Source organism: Stenotrophomonas sp. 1L-E-5-B-C3, from assembly GCF_057292075.1.
This window is the reverse complement of sequence record NZ_JBXAWS010000006.1, coordinates 23069-40322: the sequence shown is the minus strand read 5'-3', so window position 1 is coordinate 40322 and position 17254 is coordinate 23069. Positions and strand designations below refer to the sequence as shown.

Below are 17254 nucleotides of genomic sequence, written 5' to 3'. Positions count from 1 at the left end.
TATGCACGGCCACGGCGTGCGCAGGGCGTGAAGACGGAGGCGCTCACAGGAACCAGGCGAAGGCGAACAGGCCCAGCATCGCGATCACCACGGCCAGTTTCAGCGCCAGGCCGAGCAGGATGCCAAGCCAGGTGGCCAGCCCGACCTTGGTTGAGCGGCCGAGTTCGCGGGTGTGCCAGTACTCGCCCAGCAGGGCGCCGATCAACGGCCCGGCGAACAGGCCGATCGGCATGAAGAACAGGCCGACGATGCTGCCGAAGAAGGTGCCCCACAACGCCTTGCGGCTGGCGCCGACCCGTTGCGCGCCGACCACGGTGGCCAGCACGTCGGCCAGCAGCGACAGCAGGGTCAGTACGCCCAGCGCGACCAGCGTGGGCCAGCCGACGTGCGCGAAGCCGTCGGCCCAGGCCGCCAGCAGCAGTCCGATGAACACCAGCGGGATGCCGGGCAGGGCCGGCAGGATGATCCCGGCGATGCCGACGAGGACAAAAATGACCGCTAGCAGATATAAGATGAATGAGAGTCCCATGCTGTCCCGTATGGTCGCCGTTTTGGGGTTGACAGTGAAAGATTTTGCCAGTTGCTTTTTCGTTTTGGGCGGGTTAAGTTGCAGTCGCTGAGCTTGGCAAGGTCACCGTGGATCGTGGCCTGATGAAGCAAGATCTTCCCGATCCGCTGCATCGATGCACCTCGCTTCCCCCTTGCTTGTCAGCCGCCCAACAGGCGTTTCCAACAACAAGAGAGAGTCAAAGGGAGTTAGTGAGATGGCTGATCGCGAGACCGGTACCGTAAAGTGGTTCAATGATGCGAAGGGCTTCGGCTTCATCAGCCGGCAGAATGGCGAGGACGTGTTCGTGCACTTCCGTGCCATCGAGACCCAGGGCTTCAAGAGCCTCAAGGAAGGCCAGGCTGTGAGCTTTGAAGTCGTGCAGGGCCAGAAGGGCCTGCAGGCTGACAAGGTCCAGCCGGTGTAATACCCGCCGCCAGTCGGCATGAAAAAGGCCCGCGCAAGCGGGCCTTTTTCGTTGGCCTGGTTTTCCCTGGCCAAGGCCCGCCGTGGATCAGCGCAGGATGACCTTGCCGTTGACCACGCGCACATAGGTGTTCTCGCGGATGCCGCCGAGGTCACGCTGATTGACCACGATGGTGCGGCCATCGTCCATGCGCACGCTGATGTCGTAGGTGTCGCTGGTCACGTTCTTCTGGATCTGGTTGCCGGCCAGGGCGCCACCGACCGCGCCTGCAGCGGCGGCGATGTTCTTGTTGCCACGGCTGCCGCCGGTATGGTCGGAGATCTCGTGGCCGGCCACGGCGCCGACGATGCCGCCGAGGATCGCGCCGGTGGCGCTGGGCGCGGTGCGGCCGGACTGCACGGTGTTGATGCGGGTGACGATGCCGCAGTCGGCGCAACGGCCCTGGTTGTAGCCCCCGTTGTTGCCGTAGCCGCCGTTGTTGTAGCCATTGTTGTAACCGCCGCCACCGTAGCCGCCGGGGGTGGCACAGCCAGCCAGGGCGAGGGTTGCGATGGCACTGGCAGCGATGAGCTGGATCTTCATGGGGCGTCTCCTGGCCGTGAAGGCGGGTGCGTTGGGTGGTACTGCGTCATGCAGCAGGGTGGACGAATCCTCTCCTTTCGAACGTGAACAACGCGCCAACCATGCGTGCCCTGACCGGCTGCAGGATGAATGCGCGTCAGCGGAAGTCCTGGTGGCAGGCACGGCAGTCCGCCTGCAGTGTTTCCACCACTTTGGCCAAGGTGGTGCAGTCGCTGGGCGGCGCAGCCAGCGCGCTGTTGAGGTTGCCGCGCAGCTGGCTGGCGTGCTGCTGGAACTGCGCACTGTCCTTCAGCCCGGGAAAGGCCAGATCCAGATCGTTGGACAACAGGCGTATGGCCTGCAGCCGCGGAACGCTGTCGGCCAGGCTGCAGCGGTTCTGCTGCTGGGCCTGCTGCAGCAGCTGCGACTGCCGTTGCATCACCTGCATGAGGCTGTCCGGGAACGGGTCACGGCGGGCCTGCAGGGCACGGCCCACCATCACCGTGGCAATCAGCCCGATCAGCAGGCCCAGGCACAGCACGAACAGGTATCGATAGGCAGTGGACGGGGGGCGGGGCGGGCTGGCGTTCATGGCGGGCTCTCCGGTGCAACGGTGGGTTCGATGCCAGCGCGCTGTAGGCACCGGCGCCTGCACGTTAAAATAGCCCGATGAACGAACAGGTCAAACAACGCTTTGCCGGCATCGAACGGCTGTATGGCGTGGGCGCGCTCGAGCGCCTGCAGGGCAGCCGCGTGGCGGTGGTGGGCATGGGCGGCGTCGGCTCGTGGGTGGTGGAGGCGCTGGCACGTTCGGCGGTCGGCCACCTGACCCTGATCGATGCCGATGACATCTGCGTGTCCAACACCAACCGGCAGCTGCCGGCGATGGAAGGCAACTACGGGCGCAACAAGGCCGAGGCGATGGCCGAGCGCTGCCGCGCGATCAATCCGGAGATCGAGGTCGAAGCGGTGCAGGCGTTCCTGACCGTGTCCAACATGACCGAGCTGCTGGACCGTGGTTTCGATCTGGTGATCGATGCCTGCGACAGCTTCCGGGTCAAGGTCGAGACGATCGCCTGGTGCCGCCGCCGCAAGCTGCCGCTGCTGACCGTGGGCGCCGCCGGTGGCCGCACCGATCCGACCCTGGTGCGGATCCGCGATGTCTCGCGCACCGAGCACGACGCCATGCTGGCGCTGATCCGCAAGAAGCTGCGCAGCGAGTTCAACTTCCCGAAGAACGCCAAGCGCTACTTCGGCGTGCCGGCGGTGTACTCGCTGGAGAACGTGAAGTACCCGCAGGCCGACGGCAGTGTCTGTGGCCTCCGCCCGAACCTGGGGGCCGATGCGGCACTGAAGCTGGATTGCGGTGCCGGCCTGGGCGCGGCGACCCACATCACCGGCGCGTTCGCCTTCGCGGCGGTGGGCAAGGCGTTGGAAATGCTGCTGGAGCCGAAGAAGGTCAAGGCCGAAGCGGTCGAGGATCACGCCGACGCGTGATCGGTAGCGCCGGGCCATGCCCGGCGAGCGAACAGCGCGACCAGCACAATGCCGCCGGGCATGGCCCGGCGCTACCGGTCAGGTGGGCAGGTTGAACAGCCGCCGAGCATTTTCCGTCGTGGCCTGCGCCAGCGCATCCAGGTCCCTTCCGCGCAGCGCCGCCACATGGCGGGCGATGACTGCCAGCCGCGCCGGCTCGTTGCGCTGGCCGCGGATGCCGGCGTCGGGCTGGTCCGGGGCGTCGGTCTCCAGCAGCAGTTGTTCCAGCGGCATTTCGCGCACCAGTCGCTGCAGGCGCTGCGCGCGCTCGTAGGTCAGCGGCCCGCCCAGGCCGAGCAGGAAGCCTTGCTTGTGCAGCTGCGCAGCCTGCTCCGGGCTGCCGGAGAAGCTGTGCACCACGCCGCGCAGGCCGCCGATGCGACGGATCGCGGCGATCACCGCATCCACCGCGCGCCGCGCATGCACGATCACCGGCAGCTCGAACTCACGGGCAAGTTCCAGCTGGCCGATGAAGTACGCCTGCTGCGTCTCTGCATCCAGGCCTTCGACAAAGAAATCCAGGCCGCATTCGCCGATCGCGCAGGGGCGTTCGCGCTCGATCCATTCGCGCAGCTGGGGCAGGTGCCCGGGCCGGTGCTCGGCCAGGAACATCGGATGCAGGCCATAAGCGGGGTACAACCCCGGGGCCTGCTGGCAGACCTCGCGCAGCTTCGGCCAGCTGGCCGCGGTCACCGCCGGCACCACCTGCTGGTGCACGCCAGCCGCCTGCGCACGCTCGACCACGGCGGCGCGGTCACGGTCGAACTCGCTGGCGTCCAGGTGGCAGTGGCTGTCGACCAGCAGGCTCAACGCTGTTCCAGCGACGGAGGCGCCGTGGAGGTGTTGCGGCTCTTCCAGTTGGCCAGCAGCAGGGTGCCGAAGCCCAGCACCAGCTCATCAATGAACGGAATCGGGTCCGGAACGAACAGGGTCAGCACGAACAACCCGGCGGTCAGCTTGAACAGGGTGGGGTAGCGCAGCCGGCGCGCCCATTGCAGTACCGGCAGCAGCATCGGGTTGGCCATCGCGGGGTCCTCGTGGGGAATATGCAAACGCTACCACGGGCCCAGCATTTCCCGATGCTGAATGGGTTACGAGAATGAGCAGGAAATGTGGAGATTCCGTTCAGGCAGCGCATGCTGCAATCTGCCCCGAGAACGTTGCGGACGGTCCGCAAGGAGCAGGTCATGAAAAGCACAACTACAACTGTCCTGGTCGCAGCGGGCGCGCTGCTGGTCGGTGGCATCGCCACCGCCGCCTTCATGAAGAGCGGCGACACGTCGCCCGATTCCATCAGCGCCGGAACCCCCAATGGTGAATCGCGCCTGGTCGACGGCAACGCCGCTGACGATGGCGCACGTGCTGACACGCTCGACCCGTCGGCGCCGCGCGGCCTGGAATACGCCGACGTGCTGAAGGTCGACCCGATCACTGAGAAGCAGAAGGCCTATGCCACTGTGATTGGTACCGATGCGGTGCGTGAGACCTCCACCACACAGACCCCGCATGAAGTCTGCCAGGACGTGACGGTGCAGGAGCGCCTGCCGGAGCGTGATGGCAACGTCGGTGGCACCGTGGTCGGCGCCGTGGTCGGTGGCCTGCTCGGCAACCAGGTCGGTGGTGGCAACGGCAAGAAGGCCGCGACCGCGGCTGGCGCCGTGGCCGGTGGCTTCATCGGCAACCAGATCGACAAGCGCCATGTGGGTGGCCGTGTGGTCAACCGCACCGAGCGCCAGTGCCACACCGAGACCGCAACGTCCGAGTCGAGCCGCGTCACCGGCTACAACGTGACCTACCGCAACGAGGACGGCACCACCGGCACCATGCGCATGGCCAGCAAGCCGGGCAACCGCATCGCCATGGGCACCAACGATGTGGTCAAGGGTTACAACGTGACCTATCGCTATGACGGTGCAGAGAAGACCGTGCGCCTGGACAACAAGCCGGCCAGCGATCGCCTGCCGGTGGTCGATGGCCAGCTGGTCACGCAGACCGCGGCCGCCGGTGCTACCGCCGCGACCCGCCAGTAATCCATCCGCACCACGCAGTACCTGACGGGCCGGCACATGCCGGCCCGTTTCGTTGGGGACGCCGATGTTCATCCGCGCCGGATGTGGGTCTACCATCATGGGCCTTCCCATCACTGCGACATGGAATCGGCATGAGCATCTTCGACCTGCGCCTGGAAACCGAGCGCCTGATCCTGCGTCCACCGCAGCGTGACGACTATGAGCCGTACCTGGCCTTCTGCGCCGACGAAGAGGTGATGCGCACGCTCGGCGGTGTGCAGCCGCCCTCGGTCGCGTGGCGGGGCTTCTGCAGCCTTGCGGGTGCCTGGCAGCTGTTTGGTTTCTCGATGTTCAGCGTGATCGAGAAGTCCAGCGGCGAGTGGGTCGGCCGGATGGGACCGTGGCAGCCGCAGGACTGGCCGGGCACCGAGGTCGGCTGGAGCATCCGTCGCGCCAGCTGGGGCAAGGGCTATGCGCCGGAAGCTGCCACGGCCGCGATCGACTGGGCGTTCGACACGCTGGGTTGGGATGAGGTGGTCCACACCATCGCCGAGGACAACGAGAACTCCCGCGTGGTCGCGCGCAAGCTGGGCAGCACGCTGCTGCGCATGGGTGAGCTGCCGCCGCCGTACAACGACAAGCCGATGCAGATCTGGGGGCAGTCGCGCGAGCAGTGGCGGCAGCGCGCACGCTGAGCGTTGCCCGGTAGTGCCGGCCGCTGGCCGGCAACCTCTTGGCAGGATTCGTGCGATTGCCGGCCAGCGGCCGGCACTACCAGGGTGCCATGCTGCACCCGCGCTTGGCATTCACCGGTGCGCTTGCCAGACTGCCCGCAGCCGGCCGCCGGCCGGATTCGATGGAGCAGGCAATGCTGGAAGAGCGCATCCCGCTGACGGTGCATGGCATGTCGGTCTCGGGTAACTGCCACAAGGTCCGCCTGCTGCTGGAGCAGCTCGGCAGCCGTTACCGCTGGGTGGAAGTGGACAGCGCCCATGGCCAGAACCACACCGCTGAATTCCTCGCGCTGAATCCGAACGCCAAGGTGCCGTTGATCGTCCGCGACGATGGCCGCGTGCTGACTGAATCCAATGCGATCCTGTTCTGGCTGGCCGAAGGTACCCCTTACCTGCCCAGCGACGGCTGGGAGCGTGCGCAGGCGTTGAGCTGGATGTTCTTCGAGCAGTACACGCACGAGCCCTGCGTGGCAGTGGCGCGCTTCATCCGTGGCTGGACCGCACTGGATTCACCGCGCCGCGCTGAACTGCCGCGCCTGCACGAGCGCGCCGCCAACGCGTTGGCGGTGATGGAGCAGCACCTGCGGCAGGCGCAGTGGTTCACGGGCAGCGAATACGGCATCGCCGACATCGCCCTGTTCGCCTACACCGATGTGGCGGGCGAGGGTGGCATCGCGCTGGATCTCTTCCCAGAGGTGCGCGGCTGGCTGCAGCGCGTGCGCGCGCAACCGCGCTTTCTGCCGATGCCGGCAGTGACCGCCGAAGTGCGCTCACGATTCGAGGCCGCGTGACTCTCGCCAAGGTGACCCCCACAGGGTAGCGCCGGGCCATGCCCGGCGGAATGCAACAACGACACGGAGGGTGTTCGATGTTCGCTGTGGTTCCAGATCCGATTCCCGCACGCATGCGCGTGCTCAACCGCGCCGAAGTGTGCGATGTCAATTTCCTGGATGCAGTGCGTGGCTGGCGCGGGACTCCTCGCCCGCGACCGGCCCCGGACGCGCCGATTCTGCCGGGCAGCACGCTCACCGCCGCTGCCTTCGACGACCTGTTCGATTCGCAGCTGGCCAGTCGCCAGCTGGACCTGATGGCGCGCGTGCTGCGCGTGCAGAACAAGGTCTTCTACACCATCGGTTCCTCCGGCCACGAGGGCAATGCGTTGTTGGCGCGCGCCTGCCGGCATACCGATCCAGCGTTCCTGCACTACCGCTCCGGCGCGTTCATGGCCGAGCGTTCGCGCCAGGTTCCGGGCATCGACCCGCTGCGCGACGCTGCGCTGTCGTTCGCCGCCAGTGCCGATGATCCGGCCAGCGGGGGGCGCCACAAGGTGTGGGGCAGCAAGCCGTTGTGGGTGCTGCCGCAGACTTCGACCATCGCCTCGCATCTGCCCAAGGCGCTGGGTACTGCGCTGGCCATCGAGAGTGGCAAGCGGCTGGGGCAGCCGCTGCCGATCCCGGCCGACAGCATCGTGCTGTGCTCGTTCGGCGATGCTTCGTCCAACCATGCCACCGCGCAGACCGCGTTCAATACCGCAATGTGGTCGGCCTACCAGAAGCTTCCGGCACCGATCCTGTTCGTCTGCGAGGACAACGGCCTGGGCATCTCGGTTAAGACGCCCGAAGGGTGGATCGCCGAGCGCTTCAGCCATCAGCCGGGGCTGGACTATTTCTTCGCCGATGGCCTGGATCTGGCGGTCGGCCACGCCCAGGTGCAGGCCGCAGTGGAGCACTGCCGGCGCACGCGGCGGCCGACCTTCCTGCACCTGCGCACCACGCGCCTGATGGGCCACGCCGGTACCGACTTCGAAGTGGAATGGCGGGCGTTGCCGGAGCTGTGTGCGGCCGAGGCGCAGGATCCCCTGCTGCGCTCGGCGCAGATCGCACTGGAATCCGGCTGGATGGATGCGGCGGCGATCGAGGTTGCCTACGAGACGATGCGCGCGCGCTGCATGGCCGCTGCTGCAGAGGCTGAAGGGCGACCCCGGCTGCAGTCATTGGAAGAAGTGATGGCGCCGCTGGCTCCGTACACGCCGGCAGCGGTGCAGGTTGAAGCCGAGCGAGGGCCGCCCGTCGACGCGCGCGAGGCGCTGTATGGCGGTGCCGACGCCCTGCCGGAACGGCAACCGCCACGGCATCTGGCAATCCAGATCAATCACGGCCTGCAGGAGCTGCTGGCGAAGTATCCGCAGAGCCTGCTGTTCGGCGAGGACGTGGCGCAGAAGGGCGGTGTCTACACGGTCAGCAAGGACCTGCAGCGCCGCTTCGGTCCGCGCCGGGTGTTCAACACCCTGTTGGACGAAACCATGATTCTGGGCATGGCGCAGGGCCTGGCCAACATGGGCATGCTGCCGATCCCGGAAATCCAGTACCTGGCCTACCTGCACAACGCCATCGACCAGCTGCGCGGCGAAGCGTGTTCGCTGCAGTTCTTCTCCAATGACCAGTACCGCAACCCGATGCTGGTGCGCGTGGCCGGGCTGGGCTACCAGAAGGGCTTCGGCGGCCACTTCCACAACGACAATTCGATCACCGCGCTGCGCGACATTCCTGGCCTGGTGGTCGGCTGCCCCTCGCGTGGCGACGATGCGGTGATGATGCTGCGTACGCTGGCCGCGCTGGCGCGGGTGGACGGCCGGGTGGCGGTATTCCTGGAGCCGATCGCGCTGTACATGAGCAAGGACCTGCACGAACCGGGCGATGGCCAGTGGCTGTTCGACTACCCCGCGCCCGGCCAGGCGCTGGTGCCGGGCGAGGGCCGGGTCTACGCGCCGGACGCCGGCGACCTGGTGGTCTACACCTATGGCAACGGCGTGCCGATGGCGCTGCGTGCGGTACGGGCAATCGAGCAGCAGCTGGGTTGGCAGGTGCGGGTGGTCGACCTGCGCTGGCTGGTGCCGCTGGATGCCGGCTTCATCGCCGCACAGGCCGCCAGCGCCCGGCGCGTGCTGGTGCTGGACGAGGGCCGCCACAGCGGCGGGGTGGGCGAGGGCGTGGTCACCGCACTGGTCGAGGCCGGCTTCGGCCACCTGCCGCTGCGCCGGGTCTGTGGAGCCGATACCTATACGCCGCTGGCGGGGGCAGCAATGTTCGGGCTTCCAAGCGACAATGCAGTGATTGGCGCCGCCCTTGAACTGGCGCAGGAACCCTGATGCATGTGTGGATTGGCGGGAATGTTGTTGCCGGCGCCGGTGGCGTCGGCCGAGGTGCTGCAGGCGCAGGTCCTGGCCATGGGCGAGGCGCTGCACCACCGCGGGCCGGATGATGGTGGCAGCTGGGTCGATGCCGATACCGGCATCGCGCTGGCACACCGCCGCCTGAGCATCCTCGACCTGTCCCCGCTGGGCCATCAGCCGATGGCCTCGGCCGATGGCCGCTATGTGATGGCCTACAACGGCGAGGTCTACAACTTCGCCGCGCTGCGCGCCGAACTGGAGCCGCTGGGCCACACCTTCCGTGGCCACTCGGATACCGAAGTGCTGTTGGCGTCGATCCTGCAGTGGGGTATCGAAGACACCCTGCAGCGCTGTAACGGCATGTTTGCCATCGCCCTGTGGGACCGCCAGGAACAGTGCTTGTGGCTGGCCCGCGACCGCGTCGGCAAGAAGCCGCTGTACTACGGCTGGGCCGGCGACACCCTGGTGTTCGGTTCGGAACTGAAGGCGCTGTGGCAGCACCCGGCCTTCGACAACGACATCGACCGCGACGCACTGACCCTGCTGTTGCGGCTGGACTACATCCCGGCACCGCACAGCATCCACCAGCGCTGCTACAAATTGATGCCGGGCCGCGTGCTGCGCCTGGACGCCGAAGCCGTAGCGGCGGGTGCGGCCGCGCATCGCCCGGAGCAGGCGCAGCGCCCATACTGGGATGCGCGTGCTCGCATGCAGGCGGCGCTGGCCGCGCCGTTCCAGGGCCGCATCGAAGAGGCCGAGGAACAGCTGGACGCGCTGCTGCGCGATGCAGTTGCGCTGCGCATGGTGGCCGATGTGCCAGTGGGCGTGTTCCTGTCCGGCGGCACCGATTCCTCGCTGGTGGCGGCACTCATGCAGGCACAGAGCGGGCAGCCGGTGCACAGCTTCAGCATCGGCTTCACCGGCTCCGGCCACGACGAGGCGCCGTTGGCCAGGGAGCTGGCTGCGCATCTGGGCTGTGATCACACCGAACTCTACGTCAGTGGCGCCGATGCGCTGGCGGTGGTTCCGCAGCTGCCGTCGATGTTCGATGAACCCTTCGCCGATGCTTCGCAGGTGCCGACCGCGCTGGTCGCCCGGTTGGCACGGCAGGGCGTGACCGTGGCGTTGTCCGGTGACGGCGGCGACGAGCTGTTCTTCGGCTACACCCGCTATGTGCGTGCGCTGCGCAACTGGCAGATGCTGGGCCGTGTGCCGGGCCCGCTGCGGCGCTGGATGGGCGCACGCGCGCAGCAGCAGGGCGAGGCCTCGCGTACCGGTGGCCTGGCCGCGCTGCTGGCCGAGTCCGGCGCGCGTGGCATTGGCGATGTGTACCGCAACCGTATTTCGCGCTGGCGTGACCCGGCCGCTGCGGTGCCGGGCGCGCAGGCGGCAGGCAGTTTCTACGACCTGGCCGACCCGCTGCACGGTGCAGGCACCCCGGCCGACGCGATGATGCTGGCCGATTATGTGACCTACCTTCCAGACGATCTGCTGTGCAAGGTCGATCGCACCTCGATGGCGGTCAGCCTGGAGGCGCGCGCGCCGCTGCTGGACTGGCGCGTGGCCGAGTTCGCCTGGTCATTGCCGCTGGGCTTCAAGCGCAGTGAAACCACCAGCAAGGTGCTGCTCAAGCGCGTGCTGGGCCGTTACGTGCCGCAGTCGATGGTGCACCGGCCCAAGCGTGGCTTCGGCGCGCCGGTCAGCGACTGGCTGAAGGGCGACCTGCGGCCGTGGGCCGAAGATCTGTTGCAGCCGGCGCGGCTGGAGCGCGAGGGCGTGCTGTCGGCGGCGGCCGTGCAGCCGCTGTGGCAGCAGTTCCTCGGCGGCCAGCGCAAGTGGCATACCCACCTGTGGAACGTGCTGATGTTCCAGGCGTGGCAGGCGCATTGGCGGCAGGTGCGCGCCACTGTCACCGGCGGCTGATCTTCACCGGCCTGCACGGGCCCGGCGACTAGGCTGGGCCTCCCGCACCGTGAGGAGTCTGTCCCGATGTCCGTCCCCACCATCGCCGTGTTCGTTGGCAGCCTGCGCAAGGATTCCTGCAACCGCAAGCTGGCCCATGCGCTGGAGAAGATCGCCGGCGACCGCGCGCGCTTCCAGTACGTGCAGATCGGCGATCTGCCGCTGTACGACCAGGATTTCGATGCGCACTATCCGGCGCAGGGTACGCGCCTGAAAGACCAGGTACGCGCCGCCACAGCCGTGCTGTTCGTGACCCCTGAATACAACCGCTCGGTGCCGGGCGTGCTGAAGAACGCTATCGACATCGGCTCCCGCCCGTATGGCGACAGCGCGTTTGCTGGCAAGCCGGCGGCGGTGATCGGCGCCTCCATCGGCCAGATCGGTACCGCCGTGGCCCAGCAGCACCTGCGCAACAGCCTGGCGTTCCTGGACATGCACGTGCTCGGCCAGCCCGAGGCGTTCATCCATTTCAAGGACGGACTGATCGATGCCGATGGCACGGTCCACAACGAGGGCACGCAGAAATTCCTCCAGGGCTACGTGGACCGCTTCCTGGCGCTGATCGCGGTGCACGCCAAGGGCGGTTGAGACCGAGGGGGCAGAGCCCTCTGCTTTGCAGAGGGATCCGACCCCATGTCCAGCTGGGCGGGCGTTGATCTGCGATAATGCGCGGCTTGGGCGCCGCAACGGCGTTCATCGCAGGCAGTGCGACGCCCCCATGCCAGTCTGGCCAGGCACCGGCGGATATCCCCCGTTTTTCCACGGCTTATCCACAGGCTTGTCCATGGTCGCCGGGGTCGGTGCATGCCTACACTCGTCTGGCCACTTTCGTAGGAAACACCGCAGCATGTCCGCCCGTTCCGGCTTCCGTTCCAACCGCAGAGAGCGCGGTGATGGCTTTGATCGTGATCGCGACGAGTCGCGCATCGATCAGTTGCGTGTGCCGCCGCATTCGGTGGAAGCCGAGCAGGCGGTGCTGGGTGGGCTGATGCTGGCGCCGGAGGCCTATGACCGGGTCAACGACCAGCTGACCGAGGGCGATTTCTATCGCCGCGACCATCAGATGATCTACCGCGCGATCCGCGAGCTGTCCGAACGTGAACGTCCGTTCGATGCGGTGACCCTGGGCGAGTGGTTCGAATCGCAGGGCAAGCTGGAGCTGGTCGGCGATGGTGCCTATCTGATCGAACTGGCCAGCACCACGCCGTCGGCGGCCAACATCGTGGCCTACGCCGAAATCGTGCGTGACAAGGCGGTGCTGCGGCAGCTGATCCAGGTCGGCACCGACATCGTCAACGATGGCTTCCAGCCTGAAGGCCGCGACAGCAGCGAGCTGCTGGCCTCGGCGGAAAAGAGCGTGTTCGCCATCGCCGAGCAGGGCGCGCGCGGCCGTACCGACTTCGTGGCCATGCCTGGCGCGCTGAAGGATGCCTTCGAGGAACTGCGCAACCGCTTCGAGAACGGCGGCAACATTACCGGCCTGCCGACCGGTTACAACGACTTCGACGCGATGACCGCCGGCCTGCAGCCGACCGACCTGATCATCCTCGCTGCGCGCCCGGCCATGGGCAAGACCACCTTCGCGCTGAACATCGCCGAGTATGCGGCGATCAAGTCGAAGAAGGGCGTGGCGGTGTTCTCGATGGAAATGTCGGCCTCGCAGCTGGCGATGCGCCTGATTTCCTCCAACGGCCGCATCAACGCGCAGCGCCTGCGTACCGGCCAGCTGGAAGACGAGGACTGGAGCCGCGTCACCAGCGCGATCAAGATGCTGAAGGAAACCAAGATCTTCATCGACGACACGCCGGGCGTGTCGCCGGAAGTGCTGCGTTCCAAGTGCCGCCGCCTCAAGCGTGAACATGATCTTGGCCTGATCGTGATCGACTACCTGCAGCTGATGAGCGTGCCGGGCAACAGCGAGAACCGCGCGACCGAAATCTCGGAAATCTCGCGTTCGCTGAAGGGCCTGGCCAAGGAGCTGCACGTACCGGTGATCGCGTTGTCCCAGCTCAACCGCTCGCTGGAAACGCGTACCGACAAGCGCCCGGTGATGGCCGACCTTCGCGAATCGGGCGCTATCGAGCAGGACGCGGACATGATCGTGTTCATCTACCGCGACGATTACTACAACAAGGAAAATTCGCCGGACAAGGGCCTGGCCGAGATCATCATCGGCAAGCACCGTGGTGGTCCGACCGGCTCGTGCAAGCTGAAGTTCTTCGGCGAGTACACCCGCTTCGACAACCTGGCCCACGATTCGGTCGGTTCGTTCGAGTAACGGACGTTCGTTTGGGGCACGGACACAGGCCGGCCCCAGCACCATTCGGAACATCAACGTTCCGTATGTGGCGTGTAAATGACATGTAACGAGACGCTTTTAGGATTCTGCCGCCGCTTTCCCCTTTTGACGCCGCCCTTCGGCGTCCAGCGCGCCCAAGGAATCCGCCTCCATGCCGTCCCACGCTCCGCTCCGCCGCAATCTGCTGGCCCTGCTGGTCTGTGCTTCGCTCCCGTCTCTGGCTGCCGCTGAAACCGCCCCCGCCGCCGACGTGCAGTCGGCCACCACCCTCGATTCGGTCTCGGTGATCGGCCGCGGCGAAGCACGCCAGGTGCAGCGCGTCACTGCCGAGGACATGAAGGTGCTGCCGCCCGGTGCCAACCCGCTGAAGCTGCTGGCAACCAAGCCGGGCGTGCATTTTGAGTCGGCCGATGCCACCGGCGCCTACGAATGGTCGACCACCATCAGCCTGCGCGGCTTCAACCAGAACCGCCTTGGCTACACCCTCGATGGCATCCCGCTGGGCAACATGGCCTACGGCAACAGCAACGGCCTGCATATCAGCCGCGCGGTGATCAGCGAGAACCTGGGCGGTGCCGAGGTCTCCACCGGCATCGGTGCGCTGGGCACGCCGTCCACCAGCAACCTCGGCGGCGTGTTCCAGTTCTATTCGATCGATCCGTCCACCGAGTACGGCGTGGTGCTGGCACAGAGCTTCGGCAGCGACAGTGCGCGCCGCAGCTATGCGCGGCTGGATACCGGCGACCATCAAGGCTTTGCCGCCTACCTGTCAGGCGTCTATTCCGAAGGCGACAAGTGGAAGGGCAAGGGCTCGCAGGAACTGAAGCAGTTCAACGGCAAGGCCACCTACAACTTCGGCGTGGACAGCAGGATCACCGCGCTGTTCAATGCGTCGCGCCGCGTCGAGGCCGACTACCAGGATCTGTCGCTGGAGATGATCGACCGCCTCGGCTGGGACTGGGACAACTACGCGCCGGACTGGGATCGCGCGGTCGCCGCCGCACGCGGCAAATTCAGCGGCGGCGTCAACAGCCCGTGGGATGCGTACTACTCCGGCCACGGCCTGCGCAACGATGACCTGTCCAGCATTGCCGGCGATTTCGGCCTGAATGAATCGATGCGGTTGAAGGTCAATGTCTACAACCACAGCAACCGCGGCCAGGGCCACTGGTTCAGCCCGTCCAATCCGTCCAACCCGGGCACCAGCCGCGAGATTCCGATCTCGATCCGCACCACCGAGTACGCGATCGACCGCACCGGCGTGACCTCGGCGTTCACCTGGAATGTGGGCGGGCACGAGCTGGAGGCCGGCCTGTGGTACGAGGACAACGGCCACAGCGTGCAGCGCAACTTCTACTACATCGACGGCCCGATCACCGACGACTTCTTCCTGCGCAATCCGGACCAGCGTGTGTGGCACCAGCGCTATACCACCATCACCCGCCAGTTCTACGTGCAGGATCGCTTCCGCCTGTTCGATGATCGCCTGACCATCGACATCGGTGCGAAGTCGCCGCACACCCGTACCAGCGTGCGCACGCCGCTGGGCAGCTACGCCAACAACAGCAGCCTGACCTCGAAGAAGGGGCTGCTGCCGCAGGCCGGCTTCAACTTCAAGCTCAACGAAGGCAATGAGATCTTCGGCTCGTTCGCCAAGAACATCGCCGCCTATGCACTGGGTGTCGGCAGTCCGTTCAATGTGCCGCAGGCCGCCTTCGACAGCAGCGCAAAGAACCTCAAGCCGGAACAGTCGCGCACCATTGAGCTCGGTTGGCGTGGCTACGGCCGCGGCTATGAAGCCTCGGTGGCGGTGTACGACGTCAAGTTCGACAACCGCCTGCTGGCCATCGCGCAGTGCGTGGGCATCCTCGGTTGCCCGGCGCTGTTCTCCAACGTCGGTTCGGTGACCAGCCGTGGCGCCGAGGCAACCTTGCAGCTGAAGCCGATGCAGGACCTGACCTGGTCCAATGCGCTGTCCTGGAATGACAGTACCTACGACAACGACTATGTGAACAACGCCGTGGTGCCGACCCGTGGCAAGAAGACCGTCGATACCCCGGAATGGATGTTCGCCAGCACCCTGGCCTGGACCCCGGGCCCGTGGGACATGCGCCTGGCCGCCAACCACGTCGGCAAGCGCTACGTGACCTACACCAATGACGTGTCGGTGCCGAGCTACTGGCTGGTGAACGCTTCGGTGGCCTATGACTTCGGCAAGCTGGGTCCGGCGCAGAACCTGACTGTTGCGCTGAACCTGACCAACCTGACCGACAAGCGCTACCTGTCCTCGATCAACACCAATGGCACCTACGCCGCTGACCCGACCCGCAGCCTGGCGACCATGCAGGTCGGCGCGCCGCGCCAGGTGATGGCCACCGCTACCGTGCATTTCTGATGCGCGGGCCTGTCGATCCGGAAAGCCGTCGTCGCCTGCTGCGCACGGCGTGGCAGGGCACGGGGGCGGCGATCGCGCTGGCGGCGATGCCGGGGCTGGCCACGGCCGGCCCTCGGCCGCGGCTGGGGCGCGATCCGTTCACCCTCGGCGTCGCCGCCGGCGATCCGGATCCGCAGGGCGCGGTGCTGTGGACGCGGCTGGCCCCGGACCCGCTCAACGGTGGTGGCATGCCATCGCGGGCGGTGGCGGTGCGCTGGTTCGTGGCCGAAGATCCGGGCATGCGCCGGCTGGTGCAGCGCGGTGTTGCTGCAGCGGTGCCCGAGCTGGCCCATTCGGTGCATGTGGAAGTCAGCGGCCTGCGCCCGGGCCGTGACTACTACTATCGTTTCGCCTGCGATGGCGATGAGGAAAGCGCGGTCGGTCATTTCCGCACCGCGCCGCTGCCGGACACGCAGCTGCAGCAGCTGCGGTTGGCGCTGTGTACCTGCCAGGCCTGGAACAGCGGCTACTACCCGGTGCTGCGCGATATCGCCCAGAGCGATCTCGACCTGGTGCTGCATGCTGGCGACTACCTGTACGAGTACAGCCCGCTGCAGAACGCACGTGGGCGCGCACTGGATGCCGAGCGCTTCAGCGGCGAGACCGTCAGCCTGGAGCGCTACCGCGACCAGTACGCGCTGTACAAGCTCGATCCGGATCTGCAGGCTGCGCACGCCGCGCATGCGTTCGCGGTGATCTGGGATGACCACGAGGTGCAGAACGATTATTCCGGCATCCATCCGGAGAAGCCTGGTGTATCGACCGAAGACTTCATCGTGCGTCGTGCCGCCGCCTACCGCGCGTTCTACGAACACCTGCCGATGCGCAGCTCGCCGGCGGGCAATGGTGGCCTGCGCGTACACCGGCGGCTGCGCTACGGCGATCTGGCACAGCTGACCCTGCTCGATTGCCGCCAGTTCCGCCCGGCCAATCCCTGTGGCGTGGGCGAGTCGCCACGCTGTGATGCTGCACTGGACCCGCGCATGAGCATGCTCGGCACGGGCCAGGAGGCGTGGTTCGCGCAGTCGATGGCGGCCGCGCAGGGCACGCGCTGGAACGTGGTGGTGCAGCAGTTGCTGATGGCGCAGCTGCGGCTGGACGGTGGTACGCCACGCGAGCGCTTCTGGAATGACGCCTGGGATGGCTATCCTGCCGCACGTATCCGGTTGCTGCAGGCAATGCAGGCGGGCGGGCAGGGTAATGCCATCGTGTTGGGTGGCGACTGGCATTCCACCTTCGTCAACGATCTGAAGCTGGATTTTGACGCGGCCAGTGCGTCGGTCGTGGCCACCGAATTCATCGCCCCGGCGATCAGCAGTGGCGGCGACGACACACCGTATGGACCGTATTACGGGCCGTCGATACCGCAGAACCCGCACATCCGCTATTTCGACGGCGACCGCCGTGGCTGGTGGAAGCTGCAGCTGAACCGGCAGACCGTGGACGCCGAGCTGCGCTTCGCCGACAGCGTGCTGCGTGCGGATGCGGCGGTGCGTACAGCGGCCCGTTTCCAGGTGACCCACGGCAGTCCGGGCGCGGTCCCGGTGTAAATCCCTGCGGTAGTGCCGGCCGC

General features: G+C 66.7%; 16 protein-coding genes. 11 read left to right on the top strand and 5 right to left on the bottom strand.

The genetic code is table 11. The annotated features are described in order from the left end of the window. Positions 1 to 43: 43 nt before the first annotated feature. Positions 44 to 529, bottom strand: coding sequence for a DUF456 domain-containing protein (locus AC0Z6F_RS09530; protein WP_006377462.1), 486 nt, complete (start codon positions 527 to 529; stop codon positions 44 to 46). A 235-nt stretch (positions 530 to 764) separates the two neighbouring features. On the opposite strand from AC0Z6F_RS09530, the gene AC0Z6F_RS09525 reads away from it, so the two are divergent. Beyond that, complete coding sequence (locus tag AC0Z6F_RS09525) at positions 765 to 974, top strand: cold-shock protein (protein ID WP_006377459.1); 210 nt, start codon at positions 765 to 767, stop codon at positions 972 to 974. Positions 975 to 1061: 87 nt separating this feature from the next. Here the strand turns inward: AC0Z6F_RS09525 and AC0Z6F_RS09520 are convergent, their stop codons facing one another. Further along, positions 1062 to 1556: a glycine zipper 2TM domain-containing protein gene (locus AC0Z6F_RS09520; protein WP_006377417.1), complete on the bottom strand. Its 495-nt coding sequence runs from the start codon at positions 1554 to 1556 to the stop codon at positions 1062 to 1064. 136 nt (positions 1557 to 1692) lie between these two features. Beyond that, positions 1693 to 2127, bottom strand: a complete 435-nt coding sequence (locus AC0Z6F_RS09515) for a cytochrome c (RefSeq protein WP_006377416.1) — start codon at positions 2125 to 2127, stop codon at positions 1693 to 1695. A gap of 77 nt (positions 2128 to 2204) precedes the next feature. Here AC0Z6F_RS09515 and AC0Z6F_RS09510 point away from each other — a divergent pair, with 77 nt between their 5' ends. Further along, the gene (locus tag AC0Z6F_RS09510) at positions 2205 to 3032 is read left to right on the top strand and encodes a tRNA threonylcarbamoyladenosine dehydratase (RefSeq protein ID WP_006377415.1); all 828 of its coding nucleotides are present in this window, start codon (positions 2205 to 2207) and stop codon (positions 3030 to 3032) included. A gap of 78 nt (positions 3033 to 3110) precedes the next feature. Here AC0Z6F_RS09510 and AC0Z6F_RS09505 read toward each other — a convergent pair whose 3' ends face one another. Continuing rightward, complete coding sequence (locus tag AC0Z6F_RS09505) at positions 3111 to 3881, bottom strand: TatD family hydrolase (protein WP_012511590.1); 771 nt, start codon at positions 3879 to 3881, stop codon at positions 3111 to 3113. Then, a complete protein-coding gene (locus tag AC0Z6F_RS09500) occupies positions 3878 to 4096 on the bottom strand; it encodes a DUF6116 family protein (protein WP_006377368.1) in 219 nt (72 codons plus the stop codon). Before AC0Z6F_RS09500 ends, AC0Z6F_RS09505 begins: the two co-directional genes overlap by 4 nt. A gap of 162 nt (positions 4097 to 4258) precedes the next feature. On the opposite strand from AC0Z6F_RS09500, the gene AC0Z6F_RS09495 reads away from it, so the two are divergent. The 9 genes from AC0Z6F_RS09495 (at position 4259) to AC0Z6F_RS09455 (ending at position 17231) form a co-directional block, all read left to right on the top strand. Then, positions 4259 to 5101 (top strand): glycine zipper 2TM domain-containing protein, encoded by an 843-nt coding sequence (locus tag AC0Z6F_RS09495; RefSeq protein ID WP_006377367.1) that lies wholly within the window; start codon positions 4259 to 4261, stop codon positions 5099 to 5101. 131 nt (positions 5102 to 5232) lie between these two features. Further along, positions 5233 to 5775 (top strand): GNAT family N-acetyltransferase, encoded by a 543-nt coding sequence (locus tag AC0Z6F_RS09490; RefSeq protein ID WP_012511589.1) that lies wholly within the window; start codon positions 5233 to 5235, stop codon positions 5773 to 5775. Between the two features lie 173 nt (positions 5776 to 5948). Further along, positions 5949 to 6605 carry a glutathione S-transferase family protein gene (locus tag AC0Z6F_RS09485; protein WP_485617193.1) on the top strand — a complete coding sequence of 219 codons (657 nt, stop codon included), beginning with the start codon at positions 5949 to 5951 and terminating at the stop codon, positions 6603 to 6605. A 77-nt stretch (positions 6606 to 6682) separates the two neighbouring features. Then, positions 6683 to 8962 (top strand): thiamine pyrophosphate-dependent enzyme, encoded by a 2280-nt coding sequence (locus AC0Z6F_RS09480; protein ID WP_100434979.1) that lies wholly within the window; start codon positions 6683 to 6685, stop codon positions 8960 to 8962. A 3-nt stretch (positions 8963 to 8965) separates the two neighbouring features. After that, positions 8966 to 10909, top strand: a complete 1944-nt coding sequence (gene asnB / locus AC0Z6F_RS09475; RefSeq protein WP_485617190.1) for an asparagine synthase (glutamine-hydrolyzing) — start codon at positions 8966 to 8968, stop codon at positions 10907 to 10909. A gap of 66 nt (positions 10910 to 10975) precedes the next feature. Then, entirely contained in the window at positions 10976 to 11536 is a 561-nt protein-coding gene (locus AC0Z6F_RS09470) for an NADPH-dependent FMN reductase (RefSeq protein WP_006377197.1), read from the top strand. Between the two features lie 259 nt (positions 11537 to 11795). Further along, a complete protein-coding gene (locus AC0Z6F_RS09465; protein ID WP_006377195.1) occupies positions 11796 to 13226 on the top strand; it encodes a replicative DNA helicase in 1431 nt (476 codons plus the stop codon). 172 nt (positions 13227 to 13398) lie between these two features. After that, positions 13399 to 15642, top strand: a complete 2244-nt coding sequence (locus AC0Z6F_RS09460; RefSeq protein WP_065724245.1) for a TonB-dependent receptor family protein — start codon at positions 13399 to 13401, stop codon at positions 15640 to 15642. Continuing rightward, positions 15642 to 17231 carry an alkaline phosphatase D family protein gene (locus AC0Z6F_RS09455; RefSeq protein WP_006377192.1) on the top strand — a complete coding sequence of 530 codons (1590 nt, stop codon included), beginning with the start codon at positions 15642 to 15644 and terminating at the stop codon, positions 17229 to 17231. The genes AC0Z6F_RS09460 and AC0Z6F_RS09455 overlap by 1 nt, the downstream gene beginning before the upstream one ends. Positions 17232 to 17254: the final 23 nt, after the last annotated feature.